Consider the following 21,208-nt stretch of genomic DNA (forward strand, 5'->3'; position numbering starts at 1 on the left):
GAACAGATCAGCAGGAGCTACGGACCTTGGTCCACTCGCAGCCGGTCTGCACGCAGCAGAAGCGGTACCAGTAGCCCGGGTGGCCCGCGGCGTTGCAGAAGTAGTTGCCGGAGCAGGCCGAGGCGGAAGCCTTCGGGGCGATCCGGTCGATCATGCGGTCGATGAGACGGCTCACGGTTTTTCTCCTTTTACGGTGCGTTATCGGAAACAGACCGGGGCATCATCGAGTACGCTGCGGCAATACGGCCTCGTGGCCGGTTCGTGGTCCGGGATGACTCCCGGTTGATGCCCTGCGGTCCGGTACGGCGGAAGAGACCCCCTTTCGTGCGCATGGCGTCGCCTCCGTGCACGGAGTGCGAGTCCGTGGACGGGATCGGCGGCCGGGGTTTCCGGCGAACGCGGCCGGAGGCCGCCGATCGCCCGGGACGCGGCGAATCCCCTGGGCCGAGGGCAGGGCTGACGGTCGCCCGGCGAGGGCGGGAGTCCAGCGCTCCCCGCCACGCGCGTGGTGGTTCCCTGACAACGACAACCCCCCGTCTCCCGTGTCGGACCGTAATCGGGAATTCGCTCTGCGGTCGTGTGGGAGGGACGTCCGGCGCGGAGGTGAAACCGGCAGGCTCCCTGCTCACACGACAGACACACTGACGCGTCCCAAGATCCCGCGTCACGGATGCTTGCGTCCACGCAAGCGGCCCACCGCACGGTGAGTGACCGGCGCGTCGGGTTCCGTGCCGACGGCGCCGTCCGGCCGTCAGCCGGTCGGCGTGGCGGCGGCGGCCTCCACCTGCTGGCCCGCGGCCGTCCGGCGGGCGACGCCGCCGCGCACCAGGCGGTGCTGCGCCAGGCAGGCCCCCGCGACGAACGCGCCGAACACCGACCAGCCGGCGGGACCGGTGGCGATGGCCGCGGTGACCGCGAGCGGTCCGAGGGTCCGCTGCGCCGCCTGGGCCAGGCCGTGCACCCCGAGGTAGGCCCCCTGCGCGTGCTCGGGGGCCAGGGCGATCGACAGCTCCCAGGAGACGGTGGCGTGGAGCATTTCGGCGAAGGTGAAGGCGACGGCCGCGGCGACCAGGGACACGCTCGCGGGCACGGGCCCGCCCGTCGCCGCGGCGGCCGTGACGAGACCGGCGGCGACGAAGACGAGGGCGAGGCGGATCAGCAGGGCGCGGGCCGCGCGGGTCGTGGCGCCGAGTCGCGCGAGGGGCACCTGCAGGCCGACCACCATCACGTTGTTCACCACCAGCAGGAGGGGGACCAGGCCGTGCGGGGCCGTGGTGCCGTGGACGGCCCAGAGAGGCAGGCCTATGTTGAACACCGCGTCGTGGCAGTAGAGGACCGTCTCGGTGGCGACGTAGGCCAGGTAGGAGCGGTCGCGCCAGGGGGAGGCCGTCGCGGCGGCCTCGCCGGTGCCGGCCTGGGTCGCGGGCGCGGCGGGCTCGCCGCAGCGGAAGGTGATGACGGCGACGACGAGGAACGAGGCGGCGTCGCCGAGGAGCAGGAACTCGTAGACCGAGGCCGAGGGGACGGCGAGGGCGGCCGCCGCGCCGAGGCCGCCCAGCGCCCACCCCGCGTTGGCGGCCGAGCGGTTGATCGCCTGGTAGCGGACACGTTCGGGCCCGGCGACGCGCGAGGCGTACAGCCGGGTGAGGATGTTCCCGGCGCGGTCCCCGAAGGCGGCCGCGGCGGAGAAGGCCACGAGCAGCGCGACGTCGGCGCGGGCGGCGAGCAGGCCGAGAGAGGCGCCGGCGCGCAGGAGCTGGAACGCCACGAGCAGCCGCGTGAGCGGCAGGCGGTCGGCGAGGCGGCCTCCGATGGGTGCCCCGGCGACGCCGACGAGCCCGGCGACGGCGGCGAGGGTGCCCACCTGGCCGACGGTGAGCCGGCAGACGTAGGTGAAGTACAGGACCGAGGTGGCCGCCCAGAGTCCGCTGCCCACGCGGTCGACCAGGGAGATCCAGAGCATGCGGCGGCCGTCGGGGCCTCCGGGGATGCGTGCGGCGAGTGCGGCCCTGCTCCAGATCATGTTTTTACCCCGAGTCACTTGTGCGGCAAGTTTGTACTAATACATAATTAGGTACGTGGCAATACAATATGGGATCAGTGGGGCGTCGGCAAAGGAGATCGCGGCGTCCGTGGAGCGGGCCGTGGCCGCGGGCGCGCTGGAGCCCGGCACGTCGCTGCCTCCGGTGCGCGCGCTGGCCGACGAGCTACGGGTCAGTCCCGGCACGGTGGCGACCGCCTACAAGGAACTGCGGCAGCGCGGCGTCGTCGTCACTCGCGGCCGGGGCGGCACGGTCGTGGCGCCCGCCCCCGCCGTGGCCTCGCGGCGGCCGCCCAGGGTGCCCGAAGGGTTGCGCGACCTGGCGGGCGGGCATCCCGATCCGGCGTTCCTGCCCGGCACGCTGCCGCCCCTGCACCTGTCCGCCGGCGCCCGGTCGCACCGCCGGCGGCCCCGGCTGCCCCGTCTGGAGGAGGCCGTCCGCGAATGGCTCGGGGCGGACGGCGTGCCGGCCGGGCAGGTGACCTTCGCGCACGGCGCCCTCGACATGATCGGACGGCTGCTCTCGGTCGAGCTGCGGCCCGGCGACGCGGTCGCCATGGAGGATCCCGGCTACCACCACATGCTCGACCTGGTCACCACGCTCGGGCTGCGCACCGTCCCGGTCGAGGTGGACGACGAGGGGATGCGCCCGGAGGCGCTGCGCGCGGCGCTGCGGGCCGGGGTGCGGGCCGTGGTGTGCAGCCCCCGGGCGCAGAACCCGTACGGCGGGTGCTTCTCGGCCGCGCGCCGTGACGCCCTGGCCGAGGTGCTGCGCGGGGCGCCCGAGACGCTCCTGATCGAGAACGACCATGCCGCGGAGGTGGCCGGGGCGCCGCTCAACTCGCTCAGCCTCGGCGGCCCGCCCCGCTGGGCGCACATCCGCACGGTGACGAAGTACCTGGGAATGGACCTGCGCTGGGCCGCCGCCGCGTGCGACCCGATCACGCTGGCCCGGCACGACGGGCGGATGCTGCTCACCTCGGGCTGGGTCAGCCACCTGCTCCAGGAGGCGGTGCTGGGGCTGCTGACCGACCCCGGGACCAGGGCGCTGGTGGGGCGGGCCCGCGGGGCGTACGAGGAGCGGCGCCGGGCGCTGATCGGCGAGCTCGCCGGACGGGGGATCGCGTCCCACGGGGCGAGCGGGATGAACGTCTGGGTCCCGGTGCCGGACGAGTCGGCCGTGGTCAACGGGCTGCGCACGCGTGGCTGGTGGGTCGCCGCCGGAGCGCGGTTCCGGATCGCCTCCGGGCCCGGGGTGCGGATCAGCGTCGCCACGCTGCCACCGCCGGACGCCCGGCTGCTGGCCGCGGACTTCGCCGCCGCGCTGGGCGAGTCGGAGGCCACCTACGGTGGATGACGATCTCCGCCGCCAGCGCCGGGAGCATGCGGGGAGGCGTGACGCTCGTCCGTTTTGGGTATGTATGTCGTGAATTAGCCGTTCTTTCGAAGTTTTGGTGTTGACGTCACCGATTTGGGTGATCCTGCGGGTTCCGCGCCTCGTCCGGGCCGCCGGGCCGAGCGAGGAGGAGAAGGGGAGTGATGCGGCGAATCGGCATCGGCGAGGGATCGATCCTCTATGCGCTGCGCCGGATGAGCGACGGATTCCTCCTCGCCGACTCCCATCGCCGGATCATCTTCGCCAACGGGGAGGCCCGGCGCCTCCTCGGCTCCTGGCGCCGGCTGCTCGGGCGCCCGCTGTGGGACGTCCTCGCCCCGGTGTGCGGGGTCGACCTGAAGGCCGTGCACGAGCAGGCCGAGAAGGACGGCCTGCCGGTCGACGTCGACGTCAGATGGCCGTCCGAGCAGCGCTGGTACCGCATCAGGATCGGACACGCGGGCACCTGCCTGACGGTGTACGTCTCCGACGTCACCGACCGGCGGGGGCGGCAGGCCGAACACCTGGCCTTCGACCAGCGGCCACCGGACCGCACCACGGGGGTCCGCGAGCTCACCATGGCGCTGGCCGACGCGCTCACCGTGCAGAACGTCGTGGACGCCGTCGCCGAGCACGTGCTGCCGGCGGTCGGCGCCACCGGGCTGATCGTCTCGTTCGTCGTCGGCGGGCGGCTGCTGAAGTCGGGCGTGGTGGGATACGACAAGAAGTTCATGGACGTCCTGCCCCTCCGGACGTTCGGCGACGAAGCCCCGTTCGCCGAAGTCCTGCGGACCCGCACCCCGATCTTCATCGGTTCGCCGCAACGGTTCGTCGAGCTCTACCCCAACCTCGCGTACATCTCGCGGCTGGGCAACAAGAAGAGCTGGGCGTTCCTGCCGCTGATCGCCTCCGGGCACGACATCGGCAGCTGCGTCATCTCGTTCGCGCTGCCCCGGCGGTTCACCTCCGAGGAACGCATCCTGCTCACCGCCATCAGCGGGCTGATGGCCCAGGCCTTCGAACGCGCCCGCCTGTACGACGCCGAGCACATACGGGCCCAGGCCCTCCAGCGTGGCCTGCTTCCCCGAGGTCTGCCCGTGCTGCCCGCCCTCACCGCCGCCGCCCGGTACCTGCCCGCCGGCAAGGACATGGAGGTGGGCGGCGACTGGTACGACGTCATCCCGCTGTCCTCGGGCCGCGTCGCCCTGGTGATCGGGGACGTGATGGGGCACGGCGTGGCCGAGGCCGTCACGATGGGGCGCCTGCGGACGGCCGTCCACACCCTCGCCGACCTCGAGATGCCGCCCGACGAGCTGCTCACCCACCTCAACGACACGGTCAGCGACCTGGGCGAGGACTTCTACGCCACCTGCCTGTACATCGTGTACGACCCCGCCTCGAACACCTGCGCCTTCGCCCGCGCCGGGCATCCGCCGTTCGCCGTCGTCCGTCCCGACGGCACCGTCCACTTCCCCGCCGCCGAGCCGAACCCGCCGCTCGGCGCGGCCACCCCGCCGTTCGACGTCACCGAGCTGGACCTGACGGACGGCAGCCTGCTGGTGCTGTACACCGACGGGCTGGTGAAGTCGGTCACGCCCGACATCGACCAGGGCCTGGCCGAACTCGCCCACGCGCTCGCCGAGGCCGAGGGACCGGACCGCGACGAGGAGCAGGCCGTCGCGGAGGAGGGCGGCGACGCCCGCCTGGAGCTGCTGTGCGACGCCCTCACCGGAGCCCTCCTGCCCGGCCGGTACACCAGCGACGACGCCGCCCTGCTGGTCGCCCTCGTCCATCCGCTCTCGCCCCGTGACGTCGCCGTCTGGCAGCTGCCGGAGAACGCCAGGGCCGCCGGCGAGGCCCGTGAGCTCATCAGGGACCAGCTGGCGACCTGGGAGCTCTACGACCTGTCGACGACCACCGAGCTGCTGGCCAGCGAGCTGGTCGGCAACGTCGTCCGCCACGCCAAGGGCCCCATCCAGCTCCGCCTGCTGCGCAGCGACGTGCTGACCTGCGAGGTCTCCGACGGCAGCTCCACCACCCCCCGCCTGCGCCGCACCAGCGAGACCGACGAGGGCGGCCGGGGCCTGCAACTGGTGGCGGCCCTCTCGCAGCGGTGGGGCACCCGCTACACCCCCACGGGCAAGTGCATCTGGACCGAGCAGCCCCTGCCCGTGACCGGCTGAGGACCGGCGCCCGTTCAGTCGATCATGCCCAGCTGCCCGGCCGCGCGGACGGCGAGCCAGACCTCGGCGAAGGCCTCGCTGGACGACAGGTCGCGCCCGGTGATCTCGGCGAAGCGGCGCAGCCGGTAGGCCAGGGTGTTGGGGTGGACGTGCAGCGCCGCCGCCGCCTCCTCCATGCGGCGGTCCCGCTCCATCCAGGCGCGCACCGACGGCAGGAGCCGGGAGCCGTGGGCCCTGTCGTACCCGAGCACCTCCCCGAGCACGTGCTCGACCAGGGCCGCCAGCGCGGCCGGGTCGTCGGGCATCCACCTGCCGGTCGCGTCGTCGCCGTACCGCACCAGGGACCGCCCGGACGCGGCGGCGTGGGACACCGCCCACAGGGCCTCGCGCTGCGCGACCCGCAGGGGCGCTCCGGGGACGAAGGGGCGGCTCATGCCCGCCGCCACCCCCGGCATGCCCGCCACCGCCGCCCCCAGCTCCGGGGACCCGAGCACGTAGCGGTCCTCGCCGCGGCCGAGCAGCAGGTACGGCCGGTCGGCCAGGCAGCGCAGCAGCGCCTCCTCGGTGACGCCCCTGACCACCAGCAGGGCCGTCTCACCCTGGATGGAGTGCCGCAGCAGCCGGCGCTGGGCCGCCGCCGGGTCGAGCACGTCCTGCAGGAGCTCGGCGAGGGTCTCGGCGCCCTCACGGCGCAGCGTCTCGCGCTCGGATCGGAACATGGCCACCTGGAGGGCGGCGACGGTGGCGATGTGCTGGACCACGGCGAGCCCGGCGGGACGCGCGCCCTCCCTCTCGAAGGCGATCAGGAACCCGGCCGGGCCGCCGGGGGCCGGCACCGGCAGCGCGAACCCGCCGGGGATGGTCGGCGGGGCCTCCACCGAGGCGGGGATGACGGCCGGATCGGGCGTGGGCACCCCGGGCAGCAGCGGGCGTCCCCGCGGGGTGCACAGGCGGATGTCGTAGCCGGACAGGCGTTCCAGGCGGCGGAACAGGGTGGCGGTGTCGAGGTTCTCGGTGGCGAGCCAGCGCAGCGCGCCGAACACCTGCAACTGGGCGCCCAGCCGGTGACGGGCGTCCTCCTGGACGGCGGCGGCCACCTCCTGGGCGATGGCGACGAACGGAACGGCCAGAGGCACCTCCAGCACGGGCATCCCGCGCTCGCGCGCGGTGGCCAGGAACGTCCGGTGCAGCGGGGGGACGTGCAGCTGGGCGGACAGCGCGAGCGCGCTGACCCCGGCGTCGTCGAGCCGTTCGAGGTACGCCCGCTGGCCGGCCGCCGACCTCGGCACGGCGAGCCCCGCGGTCATGATCATTTCGGCGCCGAGCAGCCAGGGCGTGGGGTCCTCCAGCTCGCTGACGTGCGCCCACGACACCGAACGCTGCAGCCCCCGCTCGCCGGTCAGCAGGCGCAGCTGGAGCGCGGGAAAGGAGAGAAGGTCTTCGACCGTCAACTTGTGGCCGTCCACAAGACACACCCTACGGGTTCGTGTCACCACCAATTGCCCCGGCCGTGCCGACCCCGCAGACTGTGGCGAAGCCCCAGCTCAGGGCCGAGTGACCCGTTCGGACGCCCCGGGCCGGGTGGATCAGGACGGACGCCCGGCCGGCGGCCGTACCCCAGCGAAAGGACCCTCCCGATGACCGGACCCCGGGGACCGGTGGACTCGTCCCGGATCCCGCGCTTCGCGGGCCCCGCCACCTTCGCCCGCCTGCCGCGGCTGGACGAGGTGGACCGTTGCGACGTCGCGGTGCTGGGCGTGCCCTTCGACGGCGGCGTGTCGTACCGGCCGGGGGCGAGGTTCGGCCCGGCGGCGGTCCGCGAGGCCAGCCGCCTGCTGCGGCCCTACCATCCCGGGCTGGACGTCTCCCCGTTCGCGGCGCTGCAGGTCGCCGACGCCGGCGACATCGCCTGCAACCCCTTCGACATCCGCGAGGCCATCGAGACGATCGAGCACTCCGCCGGCGAGCTGGTCTCCGGCGGCGCCCGGCCGGTGACCATCGGCGGCGACCACACCATCGCCCTGCCGCTGCTGCGCGCCCTGTCCAAGCGGCACGGCCCCCTGGCGGTGCTCCACTTCGACGCCCACCTCGACACCTGGGACACCTACTTCGGCGCCGAATACACCCATGGCACCCCGTTCCGGCGCGCGGTGGAGGAGGGCATCCTCGACACCGAGGCGCTCAGCCACGTGGGCACCCGCGGCCCCCTGTACGGGAAGAAGGACCTGCAGGAGGACCGCCGTCTCGGCTTCGGGATCGTCACCTCCGGCGACGTCCTGCGCAGAGGGGTGACCGAGGTCACCGACGCGCTCCGGCAGCGCATCGGCGACCGCCCGCTGTACGTCTCGGTCGACATCGACGTACTGGACCCCGCCCACGCCCCCGGCACGGGCACCCCCGAGGCGGGCGGCCTGACCAGCAGGGAACTGCTGGAGATCCTTCGGGGTCTGGCCGGGGCGAACCTCGTCGGCGCCGACGTGGTCGAGGTCGCGCCCGCGTACGACCACGCCGAGATCACCTCGGTCGCCGCCTCGCACGTCGCCTACGACCTGGTCAGCCTGCTCGCCCTCGGACACGGGGCGCACGCCCCCGAGTCCTGACTCGCCGTCCTCTCCTCACCCCCTGGGAGCCCCGTTGTCCGAAATCTCCCTGAACGTCACGTCCGAGGCCGCCGGGCCGCCCGGACGGGCGAAGGTCACCACGGTCGAGCCCTACGGCGTCGCCCCCATCCCCGCCGAGGAGCAGACCTCCCGGCCGCTGGACCTGTTCCGGCTGGTCTTCGGCGGCGCCAACACCTTCGCCACGATCATCCTCGGCACGCTGCCCATCGCCTTCGGCCTCGGCTTCTGGGCCGCCACCTGGGCGATCGTGACGGGCGTCGTGGCCGGCGCGCTGATCCTCATGCCCATGGCGCTGTTCGGGCCGATCAACCGCACCAACAACGCCGTCTCCTCCGGCGCCCACTTCGGCGTCGTCGGGCGCTGTGTCGGGTCGTTCCTGTCCCTGCTGACCGCCATCGCGTTCTTCTCGATCTCCGTGTGGGTGAGCGGCGACGCGATCGTGGGCGCCGCGCGGCGGCTGTTCGGCGCGGACGGCGGGAACGTGCTGCGGGCCGCCGCCTACGGGCTGATCGCCGTCGCGGTCCTGGTGGTGTGCCTGTACGGCTACCAGTTCATGCTGCTGATCAACAAGATCGCCGTCGTGGCGGGCACGGCCATCATGCTGCTCGGCGTGGTCGCCTTCGGCGGCTCCTTCGACGCGTCCTACCCCGGCACCGGCCAGTACGCGCTCGGCGGCTTCTGGCCGACCTGGGTGCTCGCCGCGCTCACCGTGCTCGCCAACCCCGTCTCCTTCGGCGCCTTCCTCGGCGACTGGTCCCGGTACATCCCCGACCGCTACAGCCCGGGCCGGCTGATGGCCGCCCCGTTCCTCGCCCAGGTGGCCACCCTGCTGCCGTTCCTGTTCGGCGCCGCCACCGCCACCCTGGTCGCCGACGCGGGCGACTACGTGAGCGGGCTGGCCGCCATGTCGCCCCTCTGGTACGCCGTGCCGCTCATCGCGATCGCGCTCATCGGCGGGCTCTCCACGGGCACCACCTCGCTGTACGGCACCGGGCTGGACTTCTCCTCGATCTTCCCCAAGCTCAGCCGGGTCCAGGCCACCGCGCTCATCGGCACCCTGTCGGTGGCCTTCATCTTCCTCGGCAACTTCGTCTTCGACATGGTCGCCAGCATCAACGCCTTCGCCACGCTGATCGTGCTGTGCACCTCGCCGTGGATGGCCATCATGATGATCGGCTACTTCGTCCGCCGCGGCTTCTACCTCTCCGACGACATCCAGGTGTTCAACCGGGGCCAGAAGGGCGGCGCCTACTGGTTCACCGGCGGCGTCAACTGGCGCGGCATGGTCGCCTGGGTGCCCGCCACGGCCGTGGGGCTGATGATGGCGAACACCCCGCTGATCGCCGGCCCCTGGCGCGACGTCGCGGGCGGCGTCGACCTGAGCCTGGTCGCGACCCTCGCGGTGTCGGCCGCGCTGTACGTGGTGCTGCTGTTCGTCTTCCCCGAGCCCCGCGCGGTCTTCGGCCCCGCCGGGCCGCGCCTGGTCCCCGCCCGGGACACGCCGGTGGCCGAGATCACGGCCGCCTGACCACCGCCGGCACCGGCCCCGCCCCGGTGCCGGACTCGGCATCTACACGACATCTACCGGACCTGAACACGCTATCTACCGCCCCCGGTCACTGTTGATCCCGGCCGCCAGCGACGGTCTGCCGGCCGACGTCGACGAGGATCCGGTGGGAGCGCGGTGTGAAAGCTCGTTGGACCGTGACGGCGGTCACGGCGATGGCGGCGATGACCTTGTCGGGTCTCGCCGCCCCTTCCTGGGGAGCGGTTCCCGGCCGGGAGGCGCGGGCCGCACGGGCGGCCGAGCCCGAGCCGCAGGTCACCGAGACGGAGGCGGCGCGGGCCGCCCGCGAGTCGGGCCGGCCGGTGGAGGTCCTCGGCCTGCGAGGCGAGACGCGGGAGGTGCAGGCCCAGCCGCAGGGCGGATTCGTCGCGGTCGAGCACCTCGAACCGGTCCGCACCCTGAAAGACGGCAAGTGGGTCGGCATCGACACCACGCTGCGGAGAGAGGCCGACGGGACGGTGGTGCCGGCGGCCACCACCGTGGACCTCCGGCTCTCCGGCGGCGGCGACGCCCCCATGTTGTCGATGACCCGGGCAGGCCGCCGGATGTCCCTGTCGTGGCCCGGCCGCCTGCCCGCCCCAGACCTCGAGGGCGACACCGCCGTGTACCGGGGCGTGCTCGGCCCGGACGTCGACCTGCGCGTCCGGGCCACCGCCGACGGCGCCTCGCACGTGCTGGTCGTGAAGACCCCGGAGGCCGCGCGCGATCCCCGCCTGGCCAAGCTCCAGTTCGGGCTCTCGGCGCCCGACCTGCGCCTGAGCGCGGACGAGCGGGGCGACCAGACGGCGGTCGACCCGGTGACGGGCGCGGAGGTCTTCAGCGCGCCACCGCCGAAGATGTGGGACTCCAGCGGCCCCGCCGGCGCGGAGGCCAGGGCGGCGCTCGTCGGGGACGACGGGCTGCGCAGGGCCTCCGCCGCCGCGCCGGGTGACACCTCCCGCGTCGCGGTGATGAAGATGAGCGCCCAGGCCGGCCGCATGTCGCTGGAGCCGGATCAGGGGCTGCTCACCTCCCCCGACGCGAAGTTCCCGATCTACATCGACCCGATGTGGTACTCGCCGGGCGAGTCCGCCAGGCTGATGGTCTCCAGCGGAGGCTGGGAGCAGTACAACTTCACCGGCGACGAGGGCATGGGCCGCTGTCCCATCAGCCTGCCGCCGGCCGGCGCCTACTGCGGCAGCTCCCACGTCAAACGGCTGTTCTACCGCATGCCGACCAGCCGTTTCGCCGGCAAGCAGATCATCTCGGCGGAGTTCTCCGTCAAGGAGACCTGGGCGCCGTCCTGCGACGGGCGCTCGGTGCACATCTACCGGACCACCGCCTTCGGCAAGAGCTCCACCTGGAGCTCCACCTCCGACAACTGGGCCGACTACCTCACCTACCGCGACGTCGCAAAGGGCCACTCGAGCAGCTGCCCGGCGGGTGACGTGATCTTCAACGTGGAGTCGGCCGTCAAGGAGGCCGCCAAGAAGGGCTGGTCGAGCACGACGTTCGGCCTGCGCGCCGGGCACGAGGACGACGAGTACGGCTGGAAGCGGTTCGACCACAACGCGACCCTGCGCGTCTACTACAACAGCCCGCCGCCGCAGCCGAAGATGAGCCAGCTGCACTCCAGCCCCGGCGGCCCCTGCCCCGCCTACGGCCACACCGTGCCGGTGAACCGGCTGCCGATGCTGTACGCCGACAACCTCACCGACCCCGACAACAGCGGCGCCGAGGGGGAGAAGCTCACCGCCGAGTTCCTGGTGACGTGGAAGGACACCTCCGGCACCGAGCACCGGTGGGACACGACCACCCCCAAGAAGCAGTCGGCCAAGGGCTCGCACAAGTCGTCGTTCTCGGTGCAGGTCCCCGCGGGACTGATCCCGGCCAACACCGACTTCGACTACCAGGTGCGCTCCTACGACGGCGCGGCGTGGAGCCCGTGGAGCTGGGCGGGGTCCGCCACCAGCTGCTATCTGAGGTACGACCCCACCGCGCCGCGCACCCCGGCGGTGACCTCGTGGGAGTACCCGCAGCTGAACCCCGACGACCCGGACGTGACCGCGCGGGACGGCGTGGGCCGCTACGGCTCGTTCACGATCACCTTCGACCCCGAGGTGACCAAGTTCGCCTACGCGCTCGACACCGCCCCCGCGCCGGCCTCCGCCGTCAACCGGACGGCCGCCTCGCAGACGATCCAGGCGGTCCCGGCCCACGCCGGGGTCAACACCCTGTACGTCACCGTGTGGGACGCGGCCGGGAACTTCTCGGTCGGCGACCACCGCTTCTGGGTGAGCGAGGGAGCCCCGGAGCGGGCGCGCTGGAAGCTGGACGAGCCCGCCGGCTCCACCTCGCTGACCGGTGAGACCGCGGGGATCCCCGCCAGGTCCGGCGCCGGGGCCACCCTGGGCGCGGAGGGCAAGGTCGGCAAGGGCCTCACCCTCGACGGGTACGCCGGTGGCTACGCCGCCACCGACCTGCCCGTCGTCGACACCACCAAGGGCTTCACGGTGTCGGCCTGGGTCCGGCTGCGCAAGAACGACGCCTTCTACAACGTCCTGGCGCAGGACGCCTCCACCCAGAGCGGCTTCCAGCTCGGGGTGAACCCCGCCCCCGCTTCGTGGGTGTTCAAGACCCCGGCCAACGACGTCAAGGGCGGCAGCGGCCCGTGGACCGGGGCGATCGCGCCCACCCCACCGGAGCTGAACACCTGGACCCATCTGACCGGCGTGTACGACGCCTCCGCCAAGGCGCTCCGGCTGTACGTCAACGGCGTCAAGGCCGCCGAGACCCCGGTCGCCTCCGTGCTGGACGCCAGAGGCGCCTTCCAGATCGGGCGGAGCCTGTTCGACGGCGGGTACGCCAACAACTGGCCGGGCGACGTCGACGAGGTCAAGGTGTTCGCCGAGGCCCTGTCCGACGACGACGCGGCGAGCCTGGCCGCCGGCACCACGCCGGACGGCCGCAGGCTGACCGCGCACTGGCGGCTGGAGGAGCCGGCGGGCAACGAGCGGGTCTACGGCGAGGGCGGCGGCCCCATCACCGCCACCACGCAGGGCGACGTCACCCTCGGCGTCCCCGGGCAGAGCGGAACCGCCATGCAGCTCACCGGCCCCGGCGCGTACGCCTCCACCGCCGGGCCGGTGCTCGACACGACCGGGAACTTCGCGGTCGCCGCCTGGGTGAAGCTGCCCACGACCACCACCACGGACATGACGATCGTCAGCCAGGAAGGCGTCAACCAGAGCGGCTTCTACCTGAAGTACCGGGCCGCCAACAAGAAGTGGGCGTTCATGCGGGCGGCGGGCGACGTCACCGCCCCGGCCACCCTCACGGCGTACTCCGCCTCCACCGCCGTGCTCGGCCAGTGGACCCACCTGGTCGGCGTCCAGGACGTCGTGGCCGGGAAACTGCGGATCTACGTCAACGGCGTCGAGAGCGGCACCAACAGCCTGCCGCCGGTGTGGCAGGCCGGAGGCGGGCTGCAGATCGGCCGGTCCAAGTGGAACGGCACCCCGGTCGACCAGGTCACCGGCGCGATCGACGACGTGCGGGTCTACGACCGGGTGCTGTCGGCCGAGGAGGCGCAGGACCTGTTCGCCGTCAAGTCCGACGTCTTCGGCCGATGGCGGCTCAACGCCGCGGCCGGCACCCCGGCGACCAGCCCGGACTCCGCGCCGGTCGCCGTGAAGCACCCGCTCGTGCTCGCCGGGGCCGCGAAGATCACGGCCAACGCCGTCGTCACCCCGCCCGACGGGCAGGCGGCCGGCGCGCTCGACCTCCCCGGCGGCGACGGCGACTACGCCACGGCCGACGGCGCGGTGATCGACAGCGCCGAGAGCTTCACGGTGTCCGCCTGGGTGCAGACGGCGGGGACCCCGACGAGGTCGATGACCGTCCTCGGCCTCGCCGGCGCCACCAACAGCGCCGTGGCCGTCCGCTACGACGCGACCAAGGGCCACTACGTGCTGGACGTGCCCAGCGCGGACGGAGCCGGCGCGACCACCGCCACCGTGGACCACTCCGGCTTCCACCAGGGGAGCTTCGGCGACTGGGACCACCTCGCGGTCGTCTACGACGGCTTCAACAGCCGGATCACCCTGTACGTCAACGGCGTGCGGGAGGACGCCGCCGAGGCGCCGACGGTGTCCTACCGCGAGAACACCCGGGTGTTCGCCCCCATCACCTCGCTGCAACTCGGCCGGGCCAGGACCGGCGGCGCCTATCCCGCGGGCCAGAACTGGCGCGGCCAACTGGACGACGTCTGGGTGCTGCGCGGCGCGGCCACCGAGGAAGAGGTCGCCTACCTGGCCAACCCGACCGAGATCGACGAGCTCTAGCCGTGGAGGAAGTTGTGCGTAGCGGCAAAGGCCTGAACATGCTCCGGCGTTCCCCGCGGCTGGCCGCGACGGTGACGGCGCTCGTCGTGTGCGCGGGGCTGCTGGCGGCGGCGCCCGTCGAGGCCCCGCCGGTGGCGGCGGAGACCACACGGCTCCTGCCCAAACCCGCGGACCCCGACAAGACGGTGGCCGGGCACGAGATCAAGGTCAAGCCCCGCAAGCTGGACGACTCCGTGACCCACCCGGCACCGCCGCCCGAAGTGACGTGGCCGAAGGCGGGCGTCGCCGAGGTCTCCCTGCCCGCCGCCGCGCCCGGTCTCCGCGCGCCGGCGGCCAGGGCCGCCGCCACCAAGGCGGGCGATCTTCCCCTCTGGGTCGGCGCGGCCCCGCCCGCCGGCTCGGCCTCGACCCCCGGGGTCCCCCCGTCCCCCGGGGCCGTCGCCGCCCCGGCCGCCGGTACGCCTCCGTCCAAGGTGCGGGTGCGGATGCTGGACCGCGCGGCCGGGCGGCGTGCGGGTGTCGACGGACCGGTGTTCTCCGTCGAGCCCTCCGGGGCCGTACCGCAGAAGGTGGCGGTGCGCCTGGACTATTCGGGCTTCGCCCGCGCGTACGGCGCCTCCTACGGCTCCCGGCTGAGACTGGTCCGGCTGCCCGCCTGCGCGCTCACCACCCCCGACGCCCCCGCGTGCCGTACGGCGACCCCGGTCGCCTCGGCCAACGACGGCGAGCACCGGACCGTGAGCGCGGAGGTGGCCATGACGGGCGCGGCCACCGTGCTGGCGGCCGCCTCGGCACCTTCCAGCGACAAGGGCGACTACAAGGCGACCTCGCTGTCGGCGTCGGCCACCTGGGGCGTCGGCCCCCAGTCCGGCGACTTCACCTGGTCGTACCCGATGCGGGTGCCGCCCGTGCCGGGCGGGCTCACCCCGAACCTCGACCTGTCGTACTCCTCCTCGTCCATCGACGGCCGCACGTCCAACACCAACACCCAGCCGTCCTGGGTGGGCGACGGGTTCGACCTGTGGCCCGGCTACATCGAGCGCCGCTACAAGTCCTGCAAGGACGACGGGGTGCCCAAGAACACCGAGTGGGACACCTATCCCGGCGACCTGTGCTGGGGCTACGACAACGCCACGATGACGCTGAACGGCAAGGGCGGCGAGCTCATCCCCGTCGGTGACGGCAAGTGGCGGATGAAGAACGACGACGGCACCCGCATCGAGAAGCTGACCGGCGAGTCGACCGGCAACGGCGACAACGACGGGGAGTACTGGAAGGTCACCACCACCGACGGCACCCAGTACTTCTTCGGGCTGAACACCCTGAAGCTGGAGAACCCGGAGACGCAGTCGACCTGGACGGTGCCGGTGTTCGGCGACGACGACGGCGAGCCGTGCCACAAGTCCGAGTTCAAGGACTCCTGGTGCCAGCAGGCGTGGCGATGGAACCTGGACAAGGTCGTCGACCGGGACGGCAACGCCATCACCTACTTCTACAAGCGGGAGTGGAACCACTACGGCCGCGACCTCAAGTCCGAGGACGAGACGTCGTACGTGCGCGGCGGCTACCTCGACCACGTCGACTACGGCCTGCGCGCCGACAACCTGTTCCCCGGCAAGGCCCCGGCCCGGGTCGAGTTCGAGGTCTCCGAGCGGTGCATCCGCGACACCGACGCCGACTGCGCCGAGGACAAGATCAAGGACCATCCGGAGTACTGGGAGGACGTGCCCTGGGACCTGCACTGCGACAGCGGCCAGGAGTGTAAGGAGGAGCACGGGACGCTCTCGCCCACCTTCTGGTCCCGCAAGCGACTCACCCTGGTCAAGACCGAGATCCTCAAGGCGGACGGCACGGACTACCGCCCGGTGGACTACTGGGAGCTCGGCCACGCGTGGGGGATGGCGGACGTCGACCGGCAGTTGCTGCTGACGTCCATCGTGCACACCGGGCTCGCCGGCCCGGACCCGGTCGTGCTGCCGCCGGTGTCGTTCGTCTACACCCAGATGCCGAACCGGGTGGACAAGCTCGGCGACGACCTCGGCCCGTTCGTGAAGGACCGGCTCGGCACGGTGTACAACGAGTTCGGCGGGGTGCTGGACATCAAGTACTCCGGCGCCGACTGCACCACCGGTGACCTGCCGACCCCGCAGACCGACCGCCGCCGGTGCTTCCCCACCTACTGGAGCAAGACCAGCGGCGAGAGCGACGACCCCACGCTCGACTGGTTCCACAAGTACGTGGTGACCGAGACCGTCCAGACCGACCTGACCGGCGGCTCACCCGACATGGTCACCCGGTACGACTACACCATCGGACACCCCGCCTGGCACTTCGACGACGACGACGGCCTCACGCCCGAGAAGTACAAGACGTGGTCGCAGTGGCGCGGCTACGACAAGGTCCGGGTGATCAGCGCGGCCACCAGCAGCGCACCGGGCCAGGTGGACCACTGGTACTTCCAGGGCATGGACGGCGACCGCCTGAACACCTCCGGCGGCAAGAAGGACGTCGAGGTCTCCGACGGCGAGGGAGGCAGTTACCCCGACCACGATTCCCTCCAGGGCTTCGAGGTGCGCACCGTCACCTACGACAAGGCCGGCGGGAAAGTGGTCTCCAAGAGCGTCGCGTCCCCGTGGCACCAGCAGACCGCCTCCCGCACCCGGTCCTGGGGGACGGTCACCGCCAACCTGGTCGGCACCAAGACCACCCGCAAGCTGACCGCGCTCGACGACGGGAGCTGGCGGGAGACCAAGACCACTACCGACGCCTTCGACACCACGACGGGCGCGCCGACCCAGGTCGACGACTTCGGCGACACGTCGACGGACGCCGACGACCGGTGCACCACCACGACGATGGCGGCGCAGAACACCACCGACTGGCTCGTCGGCCTGCCCGCGCAGGTCCGGACGGTGGCGGCGTCCTGCGACAAGACCGTGGACCTTACCAAGCAGCTCATCTCGGACGGGCGCACCTACTACGACGGCGGCGCCTTCGGGGCGGCGCCCACCAGAGGACTGGCCACGGCGACGGACAAGGTCGCGGCCACCGGCACCACCAGCACCGCCGTGCGGTACGTGCCCGCGACCAGGACGGCCTACGACGCCTACGGCAGGCCCAAGACCGTGACCGTGGTCGACAACACCGGGACCACCCCCGTCGAGCGCACCACGACCACCGCCTACACCGAGACCAGCGGCCTGACCACCAGGACGACCGTCACGGGGCCGCCGGTCAGGAGCGGGGACCCCGACTCGGCGATGACGACGACCACCGAACTGGATCCCGCGTGGGGGAGCACCCTCAAGTCCACCGACGAGGGCGACAGGACGACCGTCTTCGGCTACGACGCCCTCGGCCGGATGACCCGGGTGTGGGCGCCGGGCCGCGGCACCGACCAGCTCCCCGACAAGCAGTTCGGCTACCAGATCGTCTCGGGCAGGATCACTGCCGTCTCGACCAAGGAACTCAACGACGACGGCGGCCAGGACACCGCGTACGAGCTGATCGACGGCTGGCTGCGGACCCGGCAGACCCAGCAGCCCGGCCCGGACGGCGGGCGTCTGATCGCCGACACGTTCTACAACGCCCAGGGCGGCGTGGACCGCACCTACGCCGCGTACTACGCCGACGGCGCCCCCAGTACGTCCTTGTTCGGCGTGGACACCCCCGGCCAGGTGGAGACCCAGACCGCCTACACCTACGACGGGCTCGGCCGCGTCGTCGCCGAGCGGCTGCTGGCCGGCAACAGCGACGCCGGGGAGAAGTGGCGCACCACCTACGCCTACGGCGGCGACCGGACGACGGTGACCCCGCCGGACGGCGGCATCACCACGACCACGTTGGTCGACGCGCTCGGCAGGCAGGTCGAGGTCCGCCGGCACAAGCCGGGCGGGTACGACTCGACCTTCTACAGCTACACCCCCAGAGGGCAGCTCGCGTCGATCAAGGGCTTCGGCGGCCACACCTGGACGTACGACTACGACCTGCGCGGTCGCCAGATCCAGACGTCCGACCCTGACAAGGGCGTCGCCAAGTTCGGCTACGACGACCTCGACCGGCTCGTCCAGACCGAGGACGCCCGCGGCAAGAAGATCGGCACCACCTACGACCCGATCGGCCGCAAGACCGCCCGATACGACATCACCAGCGGCAGCCCGGGCGTCAAGCTCGAGGAGTGGACCTACGACACGGTCCGCAAGGGACAGCCGGCGAGCTCCATCCGGTACGAGAACGGCGCCACTTACACCGAAGCGGTCAACTTCTACGACCCCCAGAACCGGCCGACCCGCACCACCATCACCCTGTCCGGCCTCCCGGCGGCCGAGTCCGCGCTCGCGCCCTCCGGCGGCTACCAGTTCAACACCGTCTACAACCTCGACGGGAGCGTCCAGTCGGTCAGCAGCCCGGCCGCCGGCGGGCTCCCCGCCGAGGTGATCGCCACGACGTACGACGGCCTCGGCCGGGCGGTCAAGCTGACCAGCAACCTGGGGTCGTACGTCATCGGGACCGACTACAGCAAGACCAGCAAGCTGCTGGGCAGGCGGCTGTCCACCGGCGGGAAGCAGGTCGACCAGACCTTCGGCTACGAGTTCGGCACGCAGCGGCTGAAGACGAGCATGACGGTCCACGTTGGCATGCCCGGTGTCGACCGCGCCGCCACCTACGGCTACGACGACGCGGGCGACGTCACGCAGATCACCGACGTGTCCCGCGACGGCACCGACAACCAGTGCTTCCGCTACGACCACCTGCAGAGGCTCACCGACGCCTGGACGCAGGCGGCCGACGGCTGCGCGGCCGACCCCGCCACGGCGACCCTCGGCGGCCCGGCACCGTACCGGACCGCGTACACCTTCGACGCCTCCGGCAACCGGGCGACCGAGACGCAGTACGACACGGCCAACAAGGTCGCCTCGACCCGCACCTACGCCTACGCGGGCGGCAGCGGCGTCGGCGCGTCCTACAAGGGGCACCAGCTCGCCACCGTCACCACCCAGACCGGGGCGGGCGGGCGCACCGACAGCTACGCCTACGACGCCACCGGCAACACCACCCGGCGCACCACCGGCGCCGGCGACCAGACCCTCGCCTGGGACGTCGAAGGCCACCTCGCCAAGGTGACCGACTCGGGCACCGGTGAGACCAGCTACGGCTACGACTCCGACGGCGACCGGCTGATCCGCCGCGACCCGGCCGGGACGACGCTGTACCTGCCCGGCCTGGAGCTCCGCCTCAACAAGGGAGCCACCGCCACCCAGGCGACCCGCTACTACAGCCACGACGGCGAGACGATCGCCATGCGCACGGCCGCCGGGGTCACGTTCATCTCGCCCGACCACCAGGGCACCGGCGAGGTGGCGATCGACGCGACCACCGGCGGCCTGAGCAAGCGGCGCTACACCCCCTTCGGCCAGCCACGCGGCACCGCGAGCGGGGTCTGGCCGGGGGAGAGGGGCTTCGTCGGCGGCACCATCGACTCCAGCACCTCGCTCACCCACCTCGGGGCCCGCGAGTACGACGCGAACATCGGCCGCTTCATCTCCGTCGACCCGCTGTTCAACATGGACTTCCCGCAGAGCTGGGACGGCTACTCCTACGCCAACCAGACCCCCGTCACCCAGAGCGACCCCGACGGCCTCGACGGCCCGCTCCGCGGCAATCCCAACTGTTACTACGCGAACGTGGGCTGCCCGAAGTCGGGCGGCGGCGGTAAAAGCGAGGGACGAGGCAGCGGCAACGGCGGCTCACCTCCCGCCAGGAGGTGTCACTTCTGGTGCCATGTGGGCAATTTCACCGGCGGGGCGGCGAGTGGTTTCGTCAACGGCACGCTCGGTACCGCCAAGAACTTCCTGGCCGACGTCTTCTACAGCACGGTGAAGATGTCCTGTCCGCCCGGAATCCCGACGGGGTGCGTCGCCGCGGCCGACGACGCCCAGGCGAACAGCCCCCTCTACAGGGACATCCCGACCTGGGGCGACAAGAACAGCAAGATGTACAAGGCCGGCAAGTTCGCCGGCGAATGGGGCCCGGTCATCATCGGCGGTGTGGAAGCGGCAGAGGTGATCGCGCTGAAGCTGGCCGAGAAGGCCGCGGCGAAGGGCGCCCCGAGGCTCCTCGACAAAGCGGCGACGTCCGCCGCGCGCCGCGCGGGCAGAGCACGCTCGGCCCCAGAGGCCGAGGCCGGATCGGCCGGCAAGCCCTGCAACAGCTTCGTCCCAGGCACACAGGTGCTGATGGCCGACGGCGGGTACAAGCCCATCGAACGCGTCAAGATCGGCGACCTGGTGGCCGCCACGGACCCGCGAACCGGCGGAACCGAGGCCGAGCCGGTCACCGCGCTGATCACCGGTGCGGGCACCAAGCACCTCGTGCAGGTCACCGTGGACGCCGATGGTGACCGAGGTAACGCGTCAGGAAGCGTCACCGCGACGGACGGTCACCCGTTCTGGGTCGACGACCTGCGCGAATGGCGCACCGCGGACCAGCTGCAGCCGGACATGTGGCTGCGCACCAGCGCCGGTACCCACGTCCAGATCACCGCCGTCAAGAAATGGACCGCCATCGACCGTGTTCACAACCTCACGGTCGACGACGTCCATACGTATTACGTACGGGCCGGCGCCACAACCCTTCTCACCCACAATTGTCCTTCCGAGGGAGGCGCGGCTCCCAAGGGTGCTCCAGCTCCGACGCAGAGGGTCTACGGGCCGTTTCACAGAATTGAAACCGACTCGCAGCCTGTAGAGGCGGCGAGAATGCAGGTGGAGAGTCAGGAAATGTGGGGACGCACCCCAGCAGGTGGCCTTGCCCCAACCGTGCAGGCCTATCACGGGCCTCTGCCTGAAGGTGCGCGAGGCATAGAGTTCTATACGACGGTACGACCTTATGCTTTCAATGGCCCGGATGTCAGATGGTACGAGGGAATGCCGGGTGTACGGTCGGACGACGAATTCGCCAAGATCAGCTGCATCATCACCGCCAATACCCAGTGCTAGCACCGCTCCCCGGGAGACGTCACCGCGGCATCGGGACGCACTGTCGTCTCGCCACCTGAGGTCTCCCAGGGCTGACCACTGATCGCGCCGGCAGGGAGCCG

General features: G+C 72.0%; 9 protein-coding genes. 6 read left to right on the top strand and 3 right to left on the bottom strand.

Translation table 11 applies throughout. The features are described from left to right. Nucleotides 1–7: 7 nt before the first annotated feature. Nucleotides 8–175 carry a hypothetical protein gene (locus KIK05_RS04770; RefSeq protein ID WP_214409282.1) on the bottom strand — a complete coding sequence of 56 codons (168 nt, stop codon included), beginning with the start codon at nt 173–175 and terminating at the stop codon, nt 8–10. Between the two features lie 576 nt (nt 176–751). Next, nucleotides 752–2,023 (bottom strand): MFS transporter, encoded by a 1,272-nt coding sequence (locus KIK05_RS04775; RefSeq protein ID WP_214409283.1) that lies wholly within the window; start codon nt 2,021–2,023, stop codon nt 752–754. A gap of 55 nt (nt 2,024–2,078) precedes the next feature. On the opposite strand from KIK05_RS04775, the gene KIK05_RS04780 reads away from it, so the two are divergent. Then, nucleotides 2,079–3,398 (top strand): aminotransferase class I/II-fold pyridoxal phosphate-dependent enzyme, encoded by a 1,320-nt coding sequence (locus tag KIK05_RS04780; RefSeq protein ID WP_214409284.1) that lies wholly within the window; start codon nt 2,079–2,081, stop codon nt 3,396–3,398. A gap of 182 nt (nt 3,399–3,580) precedes the next feature. Further along, nucleotides 3,581–5,599, top strand: coding sequence for an ATP-binding SpoIIE family protein phosphatase (locus KIK05_RS04785; protein WP_214409285.1), 2,019 nt, complete (start codon nt 3,581–3,583; stop codon nt 5,597–5,599). A 14-nt stretch (nt 5,600–5,613) separates the two neighbouring features. Here KIK05_RS04785 and KIK05_RS04790 read toward each other — a convergent pair whose 3' ends face one another. Further along, on the bottom strand, nt 5,614–7,065 hold the full coding sequence (locus tag KIK05_RS04790) for a PucR family transcriptional regulator (protein ID WP_308249749.1): 1,452 nt from the start codon (nt 7,063–7,065) through the stop codon (nt 5,614–5,616). A 171-nt stretch (nt 7,066–7,236) separates the two neighbouring features. Between KIK05_RS04790 and speB the strand changes: the two genes are divergently transcribed. The 4 genes from speB to KIK05_RS04810 all read left to right on the top strand — a co-directional run bounded on the left by speB (nt 7,237) and on the right by KIK05_RS04810 (nt 21,107). Beyond that, nucleotides 7,237–8,199 (top strand): agmatinase, encoded by a 963-nt coding sequence (gene speB / locus KIK05_RS04795; RefSeq protein ID WP_214409287.1) that lies wholly within the window; start codon nt 7,237–7,239, stop codon nt 8,197–8,199. A gap of 34 nt (nt 8,200–8,233) precedes the next feature. Next, on the top strand, nt 8,234–9,748 hold the full coding sequence (locus tag KIK05_RS04800) for a purine-cytosine permease family protein (protein WP_250562203.1): 1,515 nt from the start codon (nt 8,234–8,236) through the stop codon (nt 9,746–9,748). A 158-nt stretch (nt 9,749–9,906) separates the two neighbouring features. Beyond that, nucleotides 9,907–14,109 carry a LamG-like jellyroll fold domain-containing protein gene (locus KIK05_RS48735; RefSeq protein ID WP_214409288.1) on the top strand — a complete coding sequence of 1,401 codons (4,203 nt, stop codon included), beginning with the start codon at nt 9,907–9,909 and terminating at the stop codon, nt 14,107–14,109. Between the two features lie 14 nt (nt 14,110–14,123). Next, nucleotides 14,124–21,107: a polymorphic toxin-type HINT domain-containing protein gene (locus KIK05_RS04810; protein ID WP_214409289.1), complete on the top strand. Its 6,984-nt coding sequence runs from the start codon at nt 14,124–14,126 to the stop codon at nt 21,105–21,107. The last annotated feature ends 101 nt before the right edge of the window (nt 21,108–21,208 follow it).

The sequence above is a fragment of the Sphaerisporangium fuscum genome (assembly GCF_018531465.1).
GTDB lineage: Bacteria > Actinomycetota > Actinomycetes > Streptosporangiales > Streptosporangiaceae > Sphaerisporangium > Sphaerisporangium fuscum.